General features: G+C 68.5%; 18 protein-coding genes. 9 read left to right on the top strand and 9 right to left on the bottom strand.

The window, feature by feature from the left end:
- Positions 1-147: 147 nt before the first annotated feature.
- Genes malQ through A5681_RS16355 form a run of 3 tightly spaced genes read left to right on the top strand, consistent with a single transcriptional unit; the run spans position 148 to position 3,662 of the window.
- Positions 148-2,307 (top strand): 4-alpha-glucanotransferase, encoded by a 2,160-nt coding sequence (gene malQ / locus A5681_RS16365; protein ID WP_067276834.1) that lies wholly within the window; start codon positions 148-150, stop codon positions 2,305-2,307.
- Positions 2,308-2,311: 4 nt separating this feature from the next.
- The gene (locus tag A5681_RS16360; RefSeq protein WP_067276831.1) at positions 2,312-3,193 is read left to right on the top strand and encodes an LLM class F420-dependent oxidoreductase; all 882 of its coding nucleotides are present in this window, start codon (positions 2,312-2,314) and stop codon (positions 3,191-3,193) included.
- Between the two features lie 4 nt (positions 3,194-3,197).
- Positions 3,198-3,662 carry a nuclear transport factor 2 family protein gene (locus tag A5681_RS16355; RefSeq protein WP_067276827.1) on the top strand — a complete coding sequence of 155 codons (465 nt, stop codon included), beginning with the start codon at positions 3,198-3,200 and terminating at the stop codon, positions 3,660-3,662.
- Positions 3,663-3,681: 19 nt separating this feature from the next.
- Here A5681_RS16355 and A5681_RS16350 read toward each other — a convergent pair whose 3' ends face one another.
- On the bottom strand, positions 3,682-4,107 hold the full coding sequence (locus A5681_RS16350) for a hypothetical protein (protein WP_156738006.1): 426 nt from the start codon (positions 4,105-4,107) through the stop codon (positions 3,682-3,684).
- A 602-nt stretch (positions 4,108-4,709) separates the two neighbouring features.
- Between A5681_RS16350 and A5681_RS16345 the strand changes: the two genes are divergently transcribed.
- Entirely contained in the window at positions 4,710-6,452 is a 1,743-nt protein-coding gene (locus A5681_RS16345; protein ID WP_067276920.1) for a molybdopterin-dependent oxidoreductase, read from the top strand.
- A gap of 89 nt (positions 6,453-6,541) precedes the next feature.
- The gene (locus A5681_RS16340; protein ID WP_067276820.1) at positions 6,542-6,811 is read left to right on the top strand and encodes a hypothetical protein; all 270 of its coding nucleotides are present in this window, start codon (positions 6,542-6,544) and stop codon (positions 6,809-6,811) included.
- A 10-nt stretch (positions 6,812-6,821) separates the two neighbouring features.
- Here A5681_RS16340 and A5681_RS16335 read toward each other — a convergent pair whose 3' ends face one another.
- Both A5681_RS16335 and A5681_RS16330 read right to left on the bottom strand, forming a co-directional pair.
- The gene (locus tag A5681_RS16335) at positions 6,822-7,250 is read right to left on the bottom strand and encodes an SRPBCC family protein (protein WP_067276916.1); all 429 of its coding nucleotides are present in this window, start codon (positions 7,248-7,250) and stop codon (positions 6,822-6,824) included.
- Positions 7,251-7,362: 112 nt separating this feature from the next.
- A complete protein-coding gene (locus A5681_RS16330) occupies positions 7,363-7,920 on the bottom strand; it encodes a hypothetical protein (RefSeq protein ID WP_067276816.1) in 558 nt (185 codons plus the stop codon).
- 196 nt (positions 7,921-8,116) lie between these two features.
- On the opposite strand from A5681_RS16330, the gene A5681_RS16325 reads away from it, so the two are divergent.
- Positions 8,117-9,883: a DUF4407 domain-containing protein gene (locus A5681_RS16325; protein ID WP_067276913.1), complete on the top strand. Its 1,767-nt coding sequence runs from the start codon at positions 8,117-8,119 to the stop codon at positions 9,881-9,883.
- On the opposite strand, the gene A5681_RS16320 is transcribed toward A5681_RS16325, so the two are convergent.
- Positions 9,880-10,488, bottom strand: a complete 609-nt coding sequence (locus A5681_RS16320; protein WP_067276812.1) for a CGNR zinc finger domain-containing protein — start codon at positions 10,486-10,488, stop codon at positions 9,880-9,882. The two genes, A5681_RS16325 and A5681_RS16320, sit on opposite strands and share 4 nt — an antisense overlap.
- Positions 10,489-10,550: 62 nt before the next feature.
- On the opposite strand from A5681_RS16320, the gene A5681_RS16315 reads away from it, so the two are divergent.
- On the top strand, positions 10,551-11,480 hold the full coding sequence (locus A5681_RS16315; protein WP_082968385.1) for a DMT family transporter: 930 nt from the start codon (positions 10,551-10,553) through the stop codon (positions 11,478-11,480).
- A 14-nt stretch (positions 11,481-11,494) separates the two neighbouring features.
- On the opposite strand, the gene A5681_RS16310 is transcribed toward A5681_RS16315, so the two are convergent.
- Both A5681_RS16310 and A5681_RS16305 read right to left on the bottom strand, forming a co-directional pair.
- The gene (locus tag A5681_RS16310) at positions 11,495-12,304 is read right to left on the bottom strand and encodes a DAPG hydrolase family protein (RefSeq protein ID WP_067276805.1); all 810 of its coding nucleotides are present in this window, start codon (positions 12,302-12,304) and stop codon (positions 11,495-11,497) included.
- Positions 12,304-13,644, bottom strand: a complete 1,341-nt coding sequence (locus tag A5681_RS16305) for an FAD-binding oxidoreductase (protein ID WP_067276802.1) — start codon at positions 13,642-13,644, stop codon at positions 12,304-12,306. The genes A5681_RS16310 and A5681_RS16305 overlap by 1 nt, the downstream gene beginning before the upstream one ends.
- Before the next feature lie 68 nt (positions 13,645-13,712).
- Here A5681_RS16305 and A5681_RS16300 point away from each other — a divergent pair, with 68 nt between their 5' ends.
- Positions 13,713-14,459, top strand: coding sequence for an IclR family transcriptional regulator (locus tag A5681_RS16300; protein WP_067276799.1), 747 nt, complete (start codon positions 13,713-13,715; stop codon positions 14,457-14,459).
- A gap of 214 nt (positions 14,460-14,673) precedes the next feature.
- Here the strand turns inward: A5681_RS16300 and A5681_RS16295 are convergent, their stop codons facing one another.
- From A5681_RS16295 to A5681_RS16285, 3 genes are all read right to left on the bottom strand, one after another.
- Complete coding sequence (locus A5681_RS16295; RefSeq protein WP_067276795.1) at positions 14,674-14,961, bottom strand: ANTAR domain-containing protein; 288 nt, start codon at positions 14,959-14,961, stop codon at positions 14,674-14,676.
- Between the two features lie 241 nt (positions 14,962-15,202).
- The gene (locus A5681_RS16290; RefSeq protein ID WP_067276791.1) at positions 15,203-16,567 is read right to left on the bottom strand and encodes a wax ester/triacylglycerol synthase domain-containing protein; all 1,365 of its coding nucleotides are present in this window, start codon (positions 16,565-16,567) and stop codon (positions 15,203-15,205) included.
- 115 nt (positions 16,568-16,682) lie between these two features.
- On the bottom strand, positions 16,683-17,915 hold the full coding sequence (locus A5681_RS16285) for a CaiB/BaiF CoA transferase family protein (protein ID WP_067276788.1): 1,233 nt from the start codon (positions 17,913-17,915) through the stop codon (positions 16,683-16,685).
- Positions 17,916-18,199: 284 nt separating this feature from the next.
- On the opposite strand from A5681_RS16285, the gene A5681_RS16280 reads away from it, so the two are divergent.
- Positions 18,200-19,063, top strand: a complete 864-nt coding sequence (locus A5681_RS16280; protein WP_067276908.1) for a mycofactocin-coupled SDR family oxidoreductase — start codon at positions 18,200-18,202, stop codon at positions 19,061-19,063.
- Position 19,064: the final 1 nt, after the last annotated feature.

Here is a 19,064-nt window from a genome sequence, read left to right as displayed (position 1 = left end):
GCCCGCTCGTCCTGTCGAGCGTGCGCCCTGAGCGAACGGCACGGGGCCGGCGTCGGCCGGTATTAGAACGGGCCGTGGCGTCCGCGGGCCCGTTGGTGCCTCTCCCCGATTGGTCGGCCGGCGATTTCTGGCACCAAGATAAGCGGTATGAGTGAGCTCGCGCCGTCGCTGGTCGAACTTGCCAGGAGGTACGGCATCGCGACCGAGTATCAGGACTGGACCGGGCGGCGGGTGCTGGTCTCCGAGACCACGTTGGTCGCCGTGTTGGCCGCGCTCGGCGTGGCGGCCCGCACCGAGCAGGAGCGCAACGTGGCCCTGACCGCGACGCTGCGGTCGCATTGGGCGCGGCGGCTGCCGGCGACCATCGTCGGCCGGACCGGCGAGCAGGTCCGGTTCTGGGTCCACGTGACCCACGGCGATCCGGCCGAGGTCTGGTTGCAGCTGGAAGACGGCACTGTGCGTGACGGGATCCAGCAGGTGGACAATTTCACCCCGCCGTTCGATCTGGACGGGCGGTGGGTGGGCGAGGCCAGCTTCGTGCTGCCGGCCGACCTGCCGCTGGGCTACCACCGGGTGCACCTGCGTTCGGGCGACGGTGAGACCAGCACCGCGCTGATCATGACGCCGGATTGGCTCGGGCTGCCGGAGCGGCTCGGCGCTCGGCGTGGCTGGGGGCTGGCCGCCCAGCTCTACAGCGTGCGGTCCCGCCGGTCGTGGGGGGTCGGCGATCTGACGGATCTGACCGACCTGGCGGTGTGGTCGGCGACGCGCCACGGTGCCGACCACGTGCTGGTGAATCCGCTACATGCGGCCGCGCCGACGGCGCCCATGGAGCCCTCGCCCTACCTGCCGACCTCGCGGCGCTTCGTCAACCCCATCTACCTCGATGTCGAGGCGATCCCCGAGTTCGCCGAGCTGCCCAAGCGCAGCCGGGTGCGCCGGCTGCGCTCCGATGTGCAACAGCGGGCCGCCCGCCTGGACGCGATCGATCGCGACGGCGCGTGGGCGGCCAAGCGCGCCGCGCTCGAGCTGCTGCATCGGGTGCCGCGGTCGGCGGGCCGCGAACTGTCCTACGAGGCCTTCCGGGCGCGCGAGGGAACCCCGCTCGACGATTTCGCGACCTGGTGCGCGCTCGCCGAGAAATACGGGGCCGACTGGCATTGCTGGCCGGAGAAGCTCCAGCATCCCCGGGCGGCCGGTGTCGGCGCTTTCGCCGAAAAGCATTCGGAGGCGGTCGATTTCCATCGGTGGCTGCAGTGGCAACTCGACGAGCAACTCGCCTCGGCCCAGTCGCGGGCGGTCCGGGCCGGCATGGCGCTGGGCGTGATGCACGACCTGGCGGTCGGTGTGCATCCCAACGGTGCCGACGCGTGGGCGCTGCAGGATGTGCTGGCGCTGGGCGTCACCGCCGGCGCACCGCCGGACGAGTTCAACCAACTCGGCCAGGACTGGTCCCAGCCGCCGTGGCGACCGGATCGGCTGGACACGGAGGAATACCGGCCCTTTCGGGCGTTGATCCGTGCGGTGCTGCGGCATGCCGGCGGCGTGCGCATCGACCACATCATCGGGTTGTTCCGCCTCTGGTGGATCCCGGAGGGCGCGCCGCCCACCCAGGGCACCTACGTGCGCTACGACCACGAGGCGATGATCGGCATCGTCGCGCTGGAAGCACATCGTGCCGGCGCGCTGGTCGTCGGTGAGGACCTCGGCACCGTCGAACCGTGGGTGCGCGACTACCTGCTGCTGCGCGGGTTGCTCGGCACGTCGATCCTCTGGTTCGAGCTCGACCGCGACGGCAGTGGCGGCCCCCTGCCCGCCGAGCGCTGGCGGGAGTACTGCCTGTCGTCGGTGACCACCCATGATCTGCCGCCGACCGCGGGCTACCTGGCGGGCGACCATGTGCGGCTGCGCGAATCGCTTGGACTGCTGACCCGACCCGCCGAGGAGGAGCTCGCCGCCGATCGGGCCGAGCTCGCCGCGTGGCTGGCCGAGTTGCGGCGGGTGGGGCTGCTCGACGACGCCGACGACGAGGAAAGCGTCGTCCTTGCGCTGTACCGGTATCTCGGGCGGACCCCGTCGCGGCTGGTGGGCGTGGCGCTGACCGACGCGGTGGGCGATCGGCGGACCCAGAACCAACCGGGCACCGTCGACGAGTACCCCAACTGGCGGGTGCCGCTGACCGGGCCCGACGGCCGCCCGATGCTGCTGGAGGACGTGTTCACCGATGTCCGGACGGCCACCCTGGCCGAGGCCGTGTGCAGTGCAATCGCGCCCTCGGCCATCCGGAGCGCGCCTGTTAGCTTCTGAGGCCATGAAGGTCTCAGTCGTGGCCCCGGTTGCCGACGGCGTCACCGCGGATCCGGAATGGATGGCGGCGTTCGCCGGTCACCTGGAACGGTGCGGGTTCGAGTCGATCGTGGTCGTCGAGCACACCGTGCTCGTCACCCGCTATGACAGCGTCTACCCGTACGACAGCTCCGGCCGCGTCGGGCTGGCGGCCGACTGCCCCATTCCCGACCCGCTCGATCTGCTGGCCTTCCTCGCCGGTCACACCACCACCCTCGGGCTGGCCACCGGTGTGCTGGTGCTGCCCAACCACCATCCGGTGGTGCTCGCGAAGCGGGCCGCCACCGTGGACGCGTTGTCGGGCGGGCGGCTGCGGCTGTGCGTCGGCGTCGGGTGGCTCAAGGAGGAGCTCGAGGCGTGCAGCGCCGACTTCGACAACCGCGGCAGACGAGCCGACGAGCAGGTGGCCGTCCTGCGGGCGTTGTGGGCCGAGCAGCCGGAGGGCGTCTCGCATCACGGCGAGTTCTTCGACTTCGACGATGTCATGTGTTATCCCAAACCCATTGCACGGGAACGCCTTCCGATCCACATCGGCGGGCACAGCCGCGCGGCGGCCCGCCGCGCCGGCCGCATCGGTGACGGCTTCCAGCCCCTCGGTGTCACCGGTCCCGAGCTGGCGTCGCTGATCGACGTGATGCGCGACGAGGCGGCGTCGGCCGGACGCGATCCGGCGTCCCTGGAAATCTCGCTGGGCCACGCGGTGAACAAGATCGACGCCGCGCGGGCGGGCGCCCTCGCCGATCAGGGCGCCGACCGGCTGGTGCTGGCCATGCCACCGACCGCCGACATCGAACAGGCCAAGGACATGTTGTCGGGCTGCGCGCAACGCCTCTCGCTGATCGCGTGACGCGATGACCCTGTCCGTCGACGACCGATCCGCCCTGAGCGACCTGGTTCACCGGTACGCGGCCCAGGTGGACGAGCGCCAATTCGACGCCGTTGCCGCGCTTTTCGCCGACGACGCCGTGCTGGAGGTGCCCGAACCGCCAAAGGCGCTGCAACCGATCCACGCGCACCGCGGCCGGGACGCCATCGCCACCGCGGTCGCCGCCGTCGCGGCGGTCCTCCGCACCGAGCACGCCATCGTCGGCGAGGTCTATGACGCCGGGGGGCCGGGCGCCGCGCGGGGGCGCGTCGCGTGCATCGCGCACCACTGGGACCAGCGCGGCGACGAACTTGTCGACGTGGTTTGGCATCTGCGCTACGACGACGAATACCAGCGGACCGACCGGTGGCGCATCAGCCGCCGGGTGTTGACGATCAACGCCATTGAAACCCGGGCCGCGCGGCGATTGCGGCCGCGCGACCCGGCCTAGCGGGGTTTATTGCTGTCGGTTAACTGGGGCAGACCTGCTTGACCCAACCGTCGACGGTCTTGTTGTTTTTCGTGTAATCCGGGTCGTCGAAGTGTGCGCCACCCGTGGTGACGAAGTGTTCGATGGCGTCTTTGACGGAAGCCGGCGGGTTGTACCGCTCCAGCGTGTCGGCGGCCTTACGTGCGGCGTCTTTGTCCGATGCGGCGAGCAGATCGACATTCGCCCCGGTGACGTCGACGCATTGGCTCGAATCCAGGGTCGCGGCCGCCGGAGCGTTTGCAGCGCTGGTATCGCTGGACGCAGTGGTCGTCGATGAAGTAGCTGCCGTGGTCGAACCGCTGCTGGCAGCCGGACTCGACCCCGAACTTGCGGGTTTGCTGCTTGAGCAGCCGGTCATTACTGCTGTGGCAACTACGAGGGCCATAAACAACCACCGCCGGGTCATGCAATCCTCCAACTTAGTTTGTAATTTCTATTTGCGGATATCGAGGGGTGTACCCGCGGACATCCGGCCGCCGTACAATAACCCGGCATTCGTCGGGCGAATCAAGGTTTTGGTAATCCATTCACTTTGCTGACACGTTCCGCATGCGAATTCACCCGCCAAGCCCCGCGCTTCGTGTGCCTGGTGCCGGCGGACCGCCTCGGGAATCGCCCGCGCTGACCATCAATCGCATTGAGACCCGCTCGGCCCGCATGCTCTGGCGGCACGACCCGATCCAGCGGGCTTGCAGAAGACTTTGCGCGAACTCACAGTGACCGCACATGAACCGAACATGCGGTGCAAACTCCAGATTCGCTTGGCAATTGCGGCTATGACCGGCGCCGGCGGCGCGGATTGTGCCCTCGTCGAAGGGGTTGTGGGCGGCAGTAGGTCGTTTGCACGCCCGGGACGAGCCTTTTCTTCCTGATCGGGTCCAGTTTTTACAAGTCGATCCGTGTAATTTCGGCCGCGTGACCAACACCGAACAACGGGACTCAGGCGTTAATCCGGCCGCGGCCACCGGGGAACCGGCGGCCTCGCACGGCGGCGTGTCGACCCTGGCGGTGGGCACGCCGCTGGAATCTCCCCCGGACTACCGCAGCGAGATCCACACCGCCGAAGACATCATCGACGTCGAAACCTACGGAGGCGGCTTCGACCTCACCCGCCGCGCCACCGCCCCCAAGCTGCGCATCGGCCGCGACCGGTGGTTCAACTTGCTCTGGCTGATACCCATCGGCTTTGCCTTACTGATCGCGGGGGTGGCCGTGGGCAAAGGCCTGCACAACATGCCGGCCGTGCAGTCGTTCATCCAGCGTCACTCCGGCACGGACAGCGCGGGCGTCACCCCCGGCCTACCGGCGTGGATCGGTTGGACGCACTTCTTCAACCTGTTCATGATGATGTTCATCATCAGGACGGGGATCCAGATCCTCTGCGACCATCCCCGGCTCTATTTCAGCCGCAACGCCACACCGGGTAAGGACGAGTGGCTGCGGGTCGGCCCGCCGGTGCCGGACGACGAGCTGTGGACCGCCAACGCCGACACCGTCGCCCTGCCACCGCAATTGGGGCTGCCCGGCTTCCGGCACTCGATCGGGCTGGCCCGGTGGTGGCACCTCGGCATCGATGTGCTGTGGCTCGTCAACGGGGCGGTCTTCTATGTGCTCCTGTTCGCTACCGGACAGTGGCGCCACATCGTGCCGACCAGTTGGGACGTGTTTCCCAACGCGGCGTCGGTGGCCATCCAATATCTGTCGCTGGATTGGCCGACCGACAACGGGTGGGTCGCCTATAACGGCCTGCAGTTGTTGTCCTACTTCACCACCGTTTTCATCGCCGCGCCCGCGGCTCTGATCACGGGGCTAGGAATGTCGCCCGCGCTGTCGCAGCGGGTTCATTGGCTCAGCAAGCGGCTGAGCATTCAGCACGCGCGGTCGTTGCATTTCGTGGTGCTGGTGTATTTCCTGTTCTTCATCCTGGTGCACGTCACCATGGTGTTGACGACCAACGCGCTGCGAAACCTCAACCACATGTTCGCCTCCCGCGACGACAACAGCTGGGTGGGCTTCGGCATCTTCGCCGCGGCCATGGTGCTGACGGCGATCGCGTGGGTTTGGGCCACTCCCTTCACCATTCGTCATCCGCGGGTGATCCAGCGGGTGGGGTATGCGCTGGTGGGCCCGTTCCAGCGCATGCTGGAGCAGCTCGATCCCAAGCCGGGCGCGTTCACCGAGAAGGACATCTCGCCGCACCACTGGCGCAACGGTCGCCTGCCGGAGACCGTCGAGTACAAGGAACTCGAACAGAACGACTTCAGGGATTGGCGGCTCAAGGTCTACGGCCTCGTCGAGCACCCCATGGAATTCTCGCTCGAGGACCTGATGGCGCTGCCCTACCACGAGCAGATCAGCCAGCACTTCTGCATCCAAGCCTGGTCGGGCGTCGCCAAATGGGGTGGCGTGCAGATGAAGACGATCATGGACATCGTCAAACCGCTGCCCGAAGCCAAATGGGCGGTGTTCTACTCTATGGGCCTCGGCGCGACGGGCGGCATCTACTACAACGCCCATCACATCGGCCAAATGGACCACCACATGACCATGCTCGCGTTCAAGATGAACGACCAACCGCTTCCCTACATGCACGGCAGGCCGTTGCGGCTGCGCAACGAATTGCAGCACGGCTTCAAACTCGTCAAGTGGATCAAGGGCATCGAGTTCGTTGCCGACTACCGCGACATCGGCAGCGGGTACGGCGGCTACAGCGAGGACCACAAGTACTTCGGGCGGCACCAGACGCTGTAGTCGCGCCGACGCCACAGTCGTTTGTCCCGACGGCTTTCCGGGTAGCACCACCTAAGCGGCCCAAAGGAATTGACCAGAGGAGACGCCCCATGAGCCACAGCCCCGACCCCGCTCCGAACAGCCGCCGTGAATCGGCACCCGATCTCGAACGCACCCCCGGGCTCGTCATCGTCGGTGCGGCAGCGCTGGCCTTCATCGTGTGCGTGGCGACGTTCGCCCTCGGCCACGCCGGCGCGGGTGTCGCCGCGGCGATCGTCGCCCTGCTCGCGTTCGGGGCCGGGCTGGACTGGCTCGCCATGGACCGCAGGCGGATTCGCCAGGCGGAACGGGAGTGGCCGATCGGCCACGCGGTGCGGTAGCGCCTGCAGCCTATTGCAGCGCGGCCAGGTTCTTCACCGACTTCTCCACGTCCGAGCGGAGCACCCGGGCGACCAACCCGCCGATGGGCCCGCTGAGCAATCCACCCCGCAGGTCGGCCGTGAGATGAAAGTCGGTTCCCGAATCCTTGGGCGTGACCGTCATGGCCACCCCGAGGCGGATCCCCCCTCGGCCGCGGCCTTGCAGCTCAATCGCTTTGGGTTCGTCGTAGCGGGTGACCGTCCAATGAATGACGTTGCGGAACCCCTTGACCTTCACGCACGACGAAACGCACGTGCCCTCCTCGATCTTGTCGGGGACGGGTCCGCGCCAGCCGGCGAAAATCGTCATCCACTCGTCGAATCGGCCTAGGTCCGACGCCAGCTTCCAGGCCGCCTCCGGGTCCACCTCCGACGACACCGAGACATCTACACGAGCCAAGATCCCCGCTCCTCCCACAACTGATGATCGCGCCGGTACGGCAGCACAGGCGACCAGCGCGCAACGCACTGAGTACCCCCGGACGAGCGGGGCTATGCGTCGAGCGCAGGCCCTAGGGCCAGGCCTCCTGCAACTGCTGCGCGACGTCGATGATCTGCGCGGCTTGCGACTGCGGCGAGTCGATCTCCTCGGCGACGTATTGGGCGACGAATCGGCGGATCTCGCCGTCGACCCCGGCGAGGATGCGCAGCACCTCCCCGCGGAACGACTTCGATGACACGTTGACGGTGATGTCGGAGGGCCGGGGCTTGGCGACGTCGACGATCAGCAACAGCGGCTCGGCGGCGCGCGCCGTGGCGCGCAGTGCGATGTCCCCGGAGACGACGAACCGCTGTTTGTCGAGGCGGAGGTCGAGCAGGAGGTCGATCGACAACGGGATGTGGATGATGAACGTGATGCTGTCACCCAGGCGGCGCGTGACCTTGGGCTCATGGATCTTGACGTTGGCGCTGACCTTCGCGATCCCGCCGGGGCCCTGAGCGATGGGCTCCATGGCGAACTCGTTGCCGGCGATGTCGGCGAAAGCGGCGGCGACACGCTCGGGAGTGACAGCGACCTCGAAGAATCGGCGGCCGAACTCCTCGTAGGTCACAAAATCGTGAGTCTCCATAGGCTCATACCGTCTCACGTCGGCCGCCGGAACCGTCGCTGATCTGGACGCGTCGCAGAAATCCGCGACCGCCACGGCTCCCCGGCGGGATCGGCCGGGCGGCCGCCGCATTGTGAAGCACGCCACACGCGGGGGGCTTCGATTCGATCCGACGGGCGGTCGCCTGGGAGGCTTGTTGGCTTGGGAGGTGTTTTCGATGTGCGCCCAGGAAGTTACCCGGAAACGCTCGGCGCTGTGGCCTGGCGGCCTGCTCACGTGGCTGGGCGGCGGGCAATGGCGCGAACCGGGCGAGCCTCACGAGCGGTCCACGCACGCCGCTGAGACCGGCGCCGGCGCGGTGGTGTTGTTCGGAGCGGTGCTGGCCTGGCTCGTCGCGACCGTGGCGGTCAGCGAGGCGGGCCACGGATCACTCCCGTCCGTATTGCCGGTGACGGTGGTCTTCGGCCTTTTGGTCGCCGCGGTTGCCCGCGCCGCCACGTCAGGTTCTCCCCGCGGCTGGGCCGGCGTGGCCGGACGCGTAGCGGTCGGGGCCGCACTCGGGGTCGTCGTCGGCGAACTGGCAGCACTCGTGCTGCTGTCCGGTTCGATCGACCATCGCCTCGACGAGCGCGCCCTGCGCGGCGCCGGCTCGGCGCCGGCCGTCGCGCAGGCGTCGGCGACCCTGCAACAAACCAGGGATGCGCGGGCCGCGCTCGACAGCGCCGTCGACGGCGCCCACCAGGAGCAGGATCGGGCACTGGTGGTCGCCCGCTGCGAATACCATCCCACCCCCGCCTGCCCGCAGACCCGCATCACCGGAGTTCCCGGTGCCGGGCCCGAAACACGAACGGCGAACGAGCTTCTGGCGGACGCCCAGCATGAGTTGGACAACGCACTCGCGGCCCGCGATCGCCAGGCCCCCGAGCTGGACGCCACGATCTCCCGCGAGCAGCAGGCCCTCGACGAGGCGCGCCGCGGCGTGGTCGCGGGCGCCGACCGCGGCCTGGGCGCCCGCTGGGTCGCGATGAACGACCTGACCGCTACCGACGCCGGCGCACTGACGTTGCGGCTGCTGACGGTCGCGTTCTGCGTGCTGCTCTACCTGTTACCCCTGATCCTGAGGCGGTGGCGCGGCGAGACCCCACAGGACCGGCGTGCCGCGGCGCGCGCGGAGCGCGAACGCGCGGAGCTCGAGGCCGACACCGCGATCGCGATCAAGCGGGCCGAGGTCCGCCGCGAGGCCGAAATCATGTGGGCCGAGCACCAACTCACTCAGGCCCGGCTGGCCATCGAGGCGCAGACCGAGATCGACCGGGAGCAGCAACGCCGCCGAATCGCGGACGCCGTCGATCCGCCAGTGCGGGCGTCGTCGCAACGCCCCATCGAGCCGGCCGACGAAGACATCTTTCTGCCCATCGCCGCGGAAGCCGAGGCGGCCAGCCGGGCGATTGTCGCCCTGCCCGCCCCGGTGCCGACCGCCGACGTGGAGAACCTGCCCGCGCCCGTCCAGCGCGACGTGGCGGCGCCCGAAGAACGCGGCACGCCGCTCATCCCGTCGATTCCGGACGTCACCAAGGCCGCCGCGCGGTGGATTCGTCCGCTGGTGCCCCCGTTTGTGGGGCGGGTGATCGACACCACGACCACACCGCTGCGCACGGCGCGCCAGGTCTTCGAAGAGGTCGAGGAGATCACCTTCGCGCTGCGACGCACCCACCGAGTCACGGTCGACTCGGAAAGCTCCGAGGCCGGCGAACGTCCCGGGCGGCCCGCTACCTCCGGTGAATCCCCCTCCCCCGCACGGGGTTTCATCGATTCGGTCCGAGACGACGTCGGCCGGTCCGCTCGCCCGCGGCTCGGCGGTGCGGGCCGTCACGCATCGGCGCTGGGGAAGGCGCACCGAAGCGACGAACGGGAACTCACCAAGCGCGACGGGCCAGCCGAGTTGGACTCCCCCGAAGGCCCGCGCCAACTTCCCCCCGCTTAACGACCTGCGTTGTCCCGGGTGCGCTCGTAGAACCTGCGAACGCGCGCCCGGTTGCCGCAGTCGGCCGTGCTGCACCAGCGGCGATTCTGGCGGTGGCTGGTGTCCAGAAACAACCAGCCACAGTCGTCGTCACCGCACCGCTTGACGCGCGACGCCGGGCCGCCGGTCAGGAAGGCCACCGCCTCGACGGCCAGCCGATGCAGCGGCGTTTGCACCGTCAGCGCGAACTCCTGCCATCCGGCCGCGTCCCGATCGATGACCAGGCGCCTGGCCCGCAGGGCTGATCGGTAGGCGTCGGCAACCTTCTCGGCGTCACGGGCCGACCCGGACCCGGTCCACATCCGGTGCAGCGCCTCCCGGAGTTGCTTCGTCCGCTGCAGCGTTCGTGCGGCGGCGGCCGCGTCCCGGCCAATGCCCCCGGACAGGGTGCTCGCCTCGCGAAGCGACAAGATCCCGGCGTGCTGTGCCCACGCCACCAGGTCGGAATAGTCCGCCAGGTACTCCGTGCGGCGATGGGCGTCGCCCCGCCACGCCACCGTGTTGACCAAATCGACTGCGGGATGGCCCCCGCGCAGGTCGAGATCGGCCGCTTCCGAACGCAGCATGACACCTACCCTAATGGATAATGAGCGATTTACCCATTAGGCAGTTGGGTACCCACCGGGACATGAGAACCGTTTCCGCACGCTCGCTAGATCGGGTCGGGTTGGCGACGGGCGCCCTGTCCGTGTCGGCGTCCGCGGTGCTGCTCAAGGTCGCCGCCACCACGCCGGCCACCGCCACGGCCGCACGCTGCCTCATCGCTCTACCTGTGGTTTTGGCCCTCGCGATCCGCGAATGTCGGCGCCATGGCGGCATGTCAAGCGGCGGCCTGTTGTCGGCCGCGTTCTGTGGCGCCTTATTCGCCGGCGACATGTTGATGTGGACTCAGGCCATCGGAGAGGTGGGAGCGGGGTTGTCGACCGTTCTGGTCAACGCGCAGGTTGCCGTCGTCCCGCTGTTGAGTCGGCTCATCGATCGTGAGCCGATCTCGCGCCGATTCGCGCTGACGCTGCCGGTGCTCCTGGTCGGCGTTCTCCTTGCCGGCGGCATGGTCGAACACGGAATTTCGGGTAGCGATCCGGGTCGCGGGACGGTGCACGCCGTGGGGGCAGCACTGTGCTACTCCGGCTTTCTCTTTCTGCTGCGGCGCGGCGGGCAAGCCGGTAAACCCATGCAGACCTACACCGTCGTGCTCGCGACGTCGGCGGTCGTTGCGGTGGCCGTCGGGCCGTGGTGGCACGGCCTGCAGGTCTGGCCGGGTTGGCGGGCGATCGGTTGGCTGGTCTTGGTCGCCATCACCGGGCAATTATTCGGCTGGCTACTCGTGGCCTTCTGCTCGGGCCGGCTACCCAGCGCCGTCAGTTCTGCCATCTTGTTGCTGACGCCGGTGGGTGCTGTCGCACTCGGCGCTGTTGCGCTCGCCGAGCGCCCATCTCCCCTTCAGCTTGCCGGGTGCCTGCTGGTGCTGGTGGCGGGGCACCTGGGCACGGCCCGAAAAGCGGACGGCGCCAGTCCGATTCGTCAGCCGCAACCGTCGGCGGCCGCCCGCGCGTAGTCGCGCCCACGCCCCTACTCGTCGCCGAAGGCTTCGTGAAGTCTCGGCAGAAAGTCCGCCAGGTGGTTCATCTCCTGGGCGCAGTGCACCATCAAATTGCGCGCGCTGGCCTCGGCGTTGCCGAGCACCCGCGAGGCGATGGGGCGCACCGCCCGCGACGCGACGCCGGGAACGTTGCGCACCTCGATGTGCCGTCCGCCCATCCAGAACCGCGACCGCATCTCCGCCCCGTCCGGGGTGGACCGGACATGGTGGATGAACCAGCCGACGTCCACGGGGGCCTCACTGGATCCGAGCCGGGCACAGATCGCCACCGCACGGTCGTCGTCGGGCGGGCAGCCCATGCTCGATGGGTCGACGAATTGGATTGCGCCGTTGAGCATTGTCGAGCCGATGTACTCGCTGATCAACGACCAGCGGCCGATGTAGCGCTGGGCCCCGCGGCGGCCGGTATCGTCGCCGTCCTTCCAGGCGGCGCACAGGTGCGCGCGCGGATGCCACAGCTTGTACCGACGGGTGTCGCAGCCGTGCCAGCCGAACCACCAGGACCACATCGCCGGGGTGACCTCGGGCATGTCGGTGCGTACCGACACCTGATAGCCCCCGTCGTCGAGGACCCCGTACCCGTTTTCGGTCTGCTGGTAGCCGTCGTCGGCGACGCGCGCCGCATCGTCGAACGACGGCAGCGCCATGGCGCCCTGCGGCCCGTGCTCGAGTGCCTCGACGACATGGCGTGGCAGCGGGGCCATCTCGGGCGTGAAGAACTTGCCGAACGGAGTGTTCGCGTCGTCTCCGCGGTAACCCAGATAGAGGTCGCCGGCCATCAGAGTCGACCCATCCAGCTGTTGAACAAGCCGTCGGGGTCGTATTCGGCGCGCACGCGGTCGAGCTTGGCCATGGCGGCGTCGCTCGCGAACCGCGCGGGACGCTGGCCGAGGTTTTCGTCGGCCAGCTGAATGCCGATCGCGTGTTCGGACATCGCGGCCATGTTGGAGCGCGCCCAGTCGGCATACTTCGCCTCGTCGGCCGGGTCCTTCCACGAACCGTAGAGCGCGAGGTAGATGTCGCCCTCGATGCTGTAGGCCATGTCCTGGCGCGGCGGGCAGGGGCCCCAGTTCAGCCAGAGGAAGTGGGCGGGATGCGGAGGCATCGTGTCCAGGATCGTGCGGATGCCCGGCAGCAGGTCTTCGGCGGGCGCCGACGTCCACATGTTGTCGACCGCGTAATGGTGATCGGACAGGTAGTGGCTCATCGCCACGTCATACCAGCTCGGCAAATCGGTTGGCAGGTAAGGAATCTTGACGAGCGCCCGATCGGCGACCGGGCAGGTGCCGAACAGGGCCAGGGCCTTTTCGGCCTCCTCGTCGGAGTCCGCGAAGGCGGGCGACGCCAGCGAGATGACCGGGGTGTCGATGCCCATGTTCGGTTCGCCGCGCGAGGCCACCGCCTGCAGCTCGACGCGCGGGTCCACTTCGGCGCTGACCGCCCGGGTCCAGGTGAAAACCTCGTCGGCCAACTCGAACGGGTAGACGTAGACGCTGGTGCCGCAGGCGCCGGGGCGCGGATAGAGCTTGAGGTAGAACGACGTGACCACACCGAAGAAGCCGGGGCCGGCACCCCGGGCGGCCCAGTAGAGGTCGGCGTTGTTGCTGGCGTCGCAGTGGATCTGTTCGCCCTCGGCGGTTACGACGTCGAGGCCGACGACGCTCTCGCAGGCCGGGCCGTAGACGCGACTGTTCCAGCCGTACCCGCCCTGCAACAGGTAGCCACCCAGACAGACGCCCCTGCAGTGACCGCCGGGAAAGAACAGGCCCTGCGCCTCGAGGTCGGCCATCAGCAGGCTGCCGCCCTTGCCCGGGCCAACCCGGGCGAGGCGCTGCTCGGCGTCGATGACGGCGTGGTCGAGCCGGCTGACGTCGAGCAGCACGGAGCCGTCGCGCAGGTGGCTGGCCGCGAAGCTGTGTCCGCCCGAAACGATGCTGACCTTGAGCCCGTGGGCCTTGGCGTAGCGGATCCCGGCGGCGATGTCGTCCGCGTCGACGGCCTGCACGATCACCTCGGGGTGGCGCGCGGGCACCCGCTGGTGCCAGACGGTGCCGCGGCGGGCCGCCTCGTAGCCGTCATCACCCCGGAAGTAGTGCCGTCCGGCCGGTAACCCGCTCATCGAGGGCCTCCCTCTGATTCGCAATTCGGATCTTTGTGATCCGAGATGCGGAACACTATAGTGGAGGAATGCCGTCCACGGGGGAAAATTCACCAACTGGTCGCGACGAAGGCATCCAGGTGTTACGCCGCGCGGCCGCCGCGCTGGACGAGATCGCCGCCGAGCCCGGACGGCTGCGCCTGGTCGATCTCGGCGACCGGCTCGGACTGGCGAAATCAACCGCCCGCCGGTTACTGGTCGGTCTGGTCGAGGTGGGGTTGGCCAGTGTGGACTCGCAGGGCCGCATTTCGCTTGGTGATCGTCTGCTGGGATTCGGCAACTCCGACGGGGCGCACATCTCGGCGGTTTTCCGCCCGACGATCGAGCGCGTGGCGCGCGCGACCGACGGCGAGACCGTCGACCTGTCGGTGCTGCGGGGGCAGCGGATGTGGTTTGTCGACCAGTTGGAATCGTCGCATCGGCTGCGCGCGGTCTCCGCGGTCGGCGTCCGGTTTCCCCTCGAGTCGACGGCCAACGGCAAGGCGGCCCTCGCGGCGCTGGACGACGCCGACGCCGAGTCGGTCATTTCCCGCCTCGGCCCCGAGGTCGCCGACCGGCTCCGCGCCGAAGTCGCCGAAATCCGGCGCACCGGAATCGCTTTCGACCGCGACGAGCATACCCCGGGGATCTCGGCGGCAGCCATCGCGCGCCGCACCGTGGGTGACAACGTGGTTGCCATCTCCGTGCCGGCGCCCACCGAGCGGTTCGCCGAGAAGGAGCAGCGCATCGTCGACGCGTTGCGCGCGGCGGCCGAATCGCCGGCGTGGTCGCGCTAGCGTCACCGAACCAGGTTGATCCCGTAGTCGATTCCGGGCGCGGGTTGGGTGATCACGCGATTCCGCCGAGGCCGCCGGGCTCCCCGCCCACGGGTCGGCCACCGTAACCGAAGCCCAAAAGCGCCACCCTCCGCGCGCGCTTTTGCCTCGTCGTGGTTGGGGACGGCCGGGTTACCCCTCGAAAGCTCGGCCGCCCCAACGTCTCGATGCCCGCTCAACAGGTCACTGCGGCGGAGGAGAACAAGCGCCCCCATTCATGCCGAGCCGCGGATTGCGCGTCGGTGAAGCTGGGCGTCTTCTCGCCATCGCCGGCCAGGTGCACCAGCGCCCACGCCATCGCGAATACCGGCACCTTGTGCCGCAGCGCCGCGCTGTGCAGCTCGTCCAGCGCGGCTTCGGACGGGCACCGGCGCAGGCCGATGAGTATGCCGCGCGCCGTGTCGAGGATGCGACTGGAATTCGGGCCACACGAAGTCTGGGCAGGGACCCAGTTCGCCGTCATTTTGTGGATACCTCCTGCGGCGCCGTCACGAATCCGCCACCCGGCGGACGAGGAATTCCTGCGCTACGCGTCGTCGCGGCCGCAAACCCCAAAGGCGCCCCTGTGCCATGATTTGTCGATTAATCGCGTTGTGCCAGAGCGCGGCCGGGATTGATATCGCCCCGTGACCGTTTCGGGATCGGCTGCTAATCAACCACTCCGGGTGATTTTCGGTTGGCGCCCAAATCGCCGTTACCGCGAATCAGGTTGCCAATGAAAGCAATTCGTCGAAGCCTCCGACGATCGCGTCGTGGAAGACGTCGTAGTCCGGAATTGCGGTGGTGTCGACGTTCAAGCCGAGCCCGCAGGTGTCGACATAGGTGAGCAGAGTGACGTTGACCGCCGAGCCGATGGTGGGGCCGAATGCGTACTGGGCGCGCACCGCGGCGCCACCGAGGAAGACCGGCACCGGGACGCCGGGCACGTCGCTGGCCACGAAATCCACATGGCGCAGCACCGAGCCGATGTACCAGCGGGGCGCCAGGTTGAGCATTCCGGCGATCAATTGCGTGTAGGGCAACGATCTTTCGTTGCGTACCGCCGCCGTTCGCTGGCGGATCGCCTGGATGCGCTTCGCCGGATCGGGCTCGCCGACGGGCACGTCGAAGCGCATCAGCGTGATCCGGTTCCCACCCATGCCGTCGTCTTTGGTCCGCAGGCTGATCGGCATCGAGATGTGCAAATCGCCGACCGGGACGCCATGCTTCTCGTGGTAGAGCCGCAGCCCGCCCGCCACCCCCGCGACGAAAGCGTCGTTCAACGCCCCACCGCAGCGGTGCGCCGCCTCCCGCAGCGGCCGCATCGGCACCTGATGCACCCCGAGGCGCCGGATCAGGCCCCGTTCCGTTGCCAACGATGACCCGGTGCGGTTTATCGGCCGGACGGTTCTATAGACCGACGCGGCGGTGGTCGCCGCGGATCGGATGGTGTCGACGGGCCGCCGAACGCCGTCGTACATCAACCGCGGGACGCGGGTGGCCGCCCCCGACAAGGCGCTGCCGAGCAAGCCGGTGTCGTAGCGCGCGGCGTCGCGGTATCCGCCCAGCAGCCCCGCCTCCGCCACCTGCGGCTCGGGCGGCAGGGGTTCGACGCGCGTCAGGTCCTCGGAGAGGTCGAACAGGTGCATCGCGATCTGGACTCCCCCGACACCGTCGGTGAGCGCGTGGTGGAACTTGCAGATCACGGCCGCTCCACCGTTGGCCAGACCGTCGATGAACGTCGTTTCCCACAGGGCACGGGCCCGGTCGAAGTCCTGCATCTCGGCCACGCGCGCCATCGCGAGGACGTCGTCGAGCGTCCCGCGCCCGGGAATGGTCGCTCGCCGCAGGTGATAGTCCAGTTCGAAGTCGCGGTAGTGCTCCCACCGCGGCGGCGCCGGCGGGGGTGACTGCACCACGCGCTGCCTGAACATGGGCAGTTTGCGGCTGATCAAGTCGAATCGCTGCCGGACTTCGTCCCAATCCGGCGACCGGTCCAAAAGTATGACGCTGACCACGGTCGACCGCAGCCGCGGGTCGCTTTCCATTGCCCAGGTGAACGCGTCGCTGGCGCGCATGAATGCAGTCATGTCCGTGCTCCTTTGCACAGAACGTACGACTGCGGCCGCCTCAGGTCACCGGGTTATCGGCACGCGATGACTTTGGTCCCCACGAATAGCGCCTTTCGTCGACTGGCGGCCGGGCTTACAACACCGCCCCGAGGTCCTTGCCTTTGGCGATGTCGTCCCAATCGACGCCAAGCTCGAGGAGGATCTCCTCGGTGTGCTGCCCGTGCTCGGGAGCGCGCGCCGGTGCCGGCGGCGTCTCGTCGAACTGGACGGGCGCCGCGACGATCCGGTACTTCTCGCCATGGTCGTCGACGTTGGTCACCACGTATCCGTTCGGTTCGACTTGCGGATCGTTGAGGGTCTCCCGCGGCGTCGCCAGGGCGCCCCACACGCCGGGCTCGTCCTCGAGCGCCTTCTGCCAATGGGCGAGGTCGTGGCGGGCGAACGCGTCGGCCAGGATCTCGGTGGCCGCCGCGGCGTTGGCGATCAGGTTGCTCGACGGCACGAATCGTTCATCGGTCGCCAGCTCCCCCAGCCCCATGCGTTCGCAGAACCCCACCCAGAACTTGTCCGGTTGCAAGAACACCAACTGGATCCACCTGCCGTCCCGGGTCTTGTACCGGTTGACGAGCGGGTTGATGGCCAAGCCGGGCGGCGCGCCGGGGATTCCGTCGATGTCGAAGAAATCGGCCGCCGAGATGGACGGCGCGATCGCCCACATCGCCTGGGCCAGCAGCGACGAGTCGACGATCGTCGGCTCACCGGTGCGCTCGCGGTGGAACAGCGCGGCGCAGACGCCGCCGGCCAGCGTCGCCCCGCCCTGGAGGTCGCCGAATCCCGGACCCTGGACCGCCGGCGTGTCGCTGCCGAACGGCGTGAGCGTGTAGGCGACGCCGCCGCGCGCGAGGTAGGTGGCCGCGTCGAACCCGCCGCGATCGGCGTCCGGGCCCCGCACCCCCAGCCCGGTTCCGCGCGCGATGATGATCTGCGGGTTGAACGAGCGGATGTCGTCCACGGTCAGCCGGGCCCGCTCGAGCGCACCGGGCAACCAATTGGTAAGGAAGACATCCGCACTCGCCAACAGGCGGCCGAACAGCTCGCGGCCGGTCTCGGATTTGACGTCGATGGCGATGCTGCGCTTACCGCGATTGCCCAACTCGAGGATGAAGTCGGCGTCCGGGCGGGCCGCCTGCCGGGTGAACCCGCCGACGACGAGCGCGCGCCCCGGGTCGCCGGAGGCGACGCCTTCGACCTTGATCACGTCGGCGCCCCAGTCCGACAGTGCCGCACCGGCCGACGGCACGTAGGTCCACGACGCCAACTCGATGACCCGCACCCCTTGGAGCACACCCCCGCGCACGCCAGACATTGCCAACTCCCTCGGTCGACCGCCATTCCTTGCTATTTTAGATATTCTAGCTAGTCTAGGGCGTAGCGGTAGACCCGCCGCAGGTCAGCGCAGTTTTCGTGGAAGAGATGCGATGGATTTGACCGTCGGCCCGATCCCGAGGCCCGCCACGATGAACGCGCGCCATGCCCCGGGCGGCCGGACGGTCGGCCGATTGACCTCCGCCCTCGCCGGCGGCGGTTCGCACGAAACATATTGGGCCCCAACGAGGGTCACGACATAGCCACATGGACGAAGGACGGGCGATGGGCAGGGTAGCGGGCAAGGTGGCCGTGATCAGTGGCGCCGCGCGCGGTCAAGGCCGTTCGCATGCGCGGATGCTGGCCGCGGAAGGCGCGGACATCATCGCGGTGGACCTGTGCGCCGACATCGAGACCAACGAATACCCCCTGGCCCGGCCCGAGGACCTGGACGAGACGGCCCGGCTGGTGGAGAAGGAGGGGCAGCGCGCGTTCACCGCCGTCGCCGACGTCCGCGATCGCGCCGCCCTGTCCGCGGCGATCGATCAGGGCGTCGCGGAATTCGGGCATCTCGACGTCGTCGTCGCCAACGCGGGCATCTGCCCGCTGACCGCGGGCCTGCCGCCGCAGGCCTTCGCCGACGCCGTGGACGTGGACCTGGTCGGCGTGCTGAATCTGGTGCACGCGAGCCTCAAGCACCTGCACGCGGGCGCCTCGATCATCGTGATCGGTTCCAACGCCGCGTTCATGTCGTCGATGAACACGACGGGCATCGACGGTGGACCCGGCGGGGCCGGGTATGCGTTCGCGAAACTTGCTGCGGCGCACTACGTCAACGATTTCGCCTTGGCGCTCGCCCGGTTCTCGATCCGGATGAATGCGGTGCACCCCACCAACGTCAACACCGACATGCTGCACAGCCCGCCGATGTACCGCGCGTTCCGCCCCGACCTGAAAGACCCGGCCCGCGAGGACGCCGAACCGGTTTTCCCGCTCGTGCAGGCGATGCCGATCCCCTACGTCGAACCCGAGGACATCAGCGAGGCGGTGTTGTTCCTGGCCTCCGACGCGGCGCGGTACATCACCGGCCAGCAACTCCGCGTCGACGGTGGCGGCTTCCTCAAGGTCAAGCCGTGGTCCGGTGCGTGAT

Source organism: Mycobacterium scrofulaceum (assembly GCF_001667885.1).
GTDB lineage: Bacteria > Actinomycetota > Actinomycetes > Mycobacteriales > Mycobacteriaceae > Mycobacterium > Mycobacterium scrofulaceum_C.
Note: the sequence above shows the minus strand (reverse complement) of the source record. Positions and strands in the feature narration are given on the sequence as shown.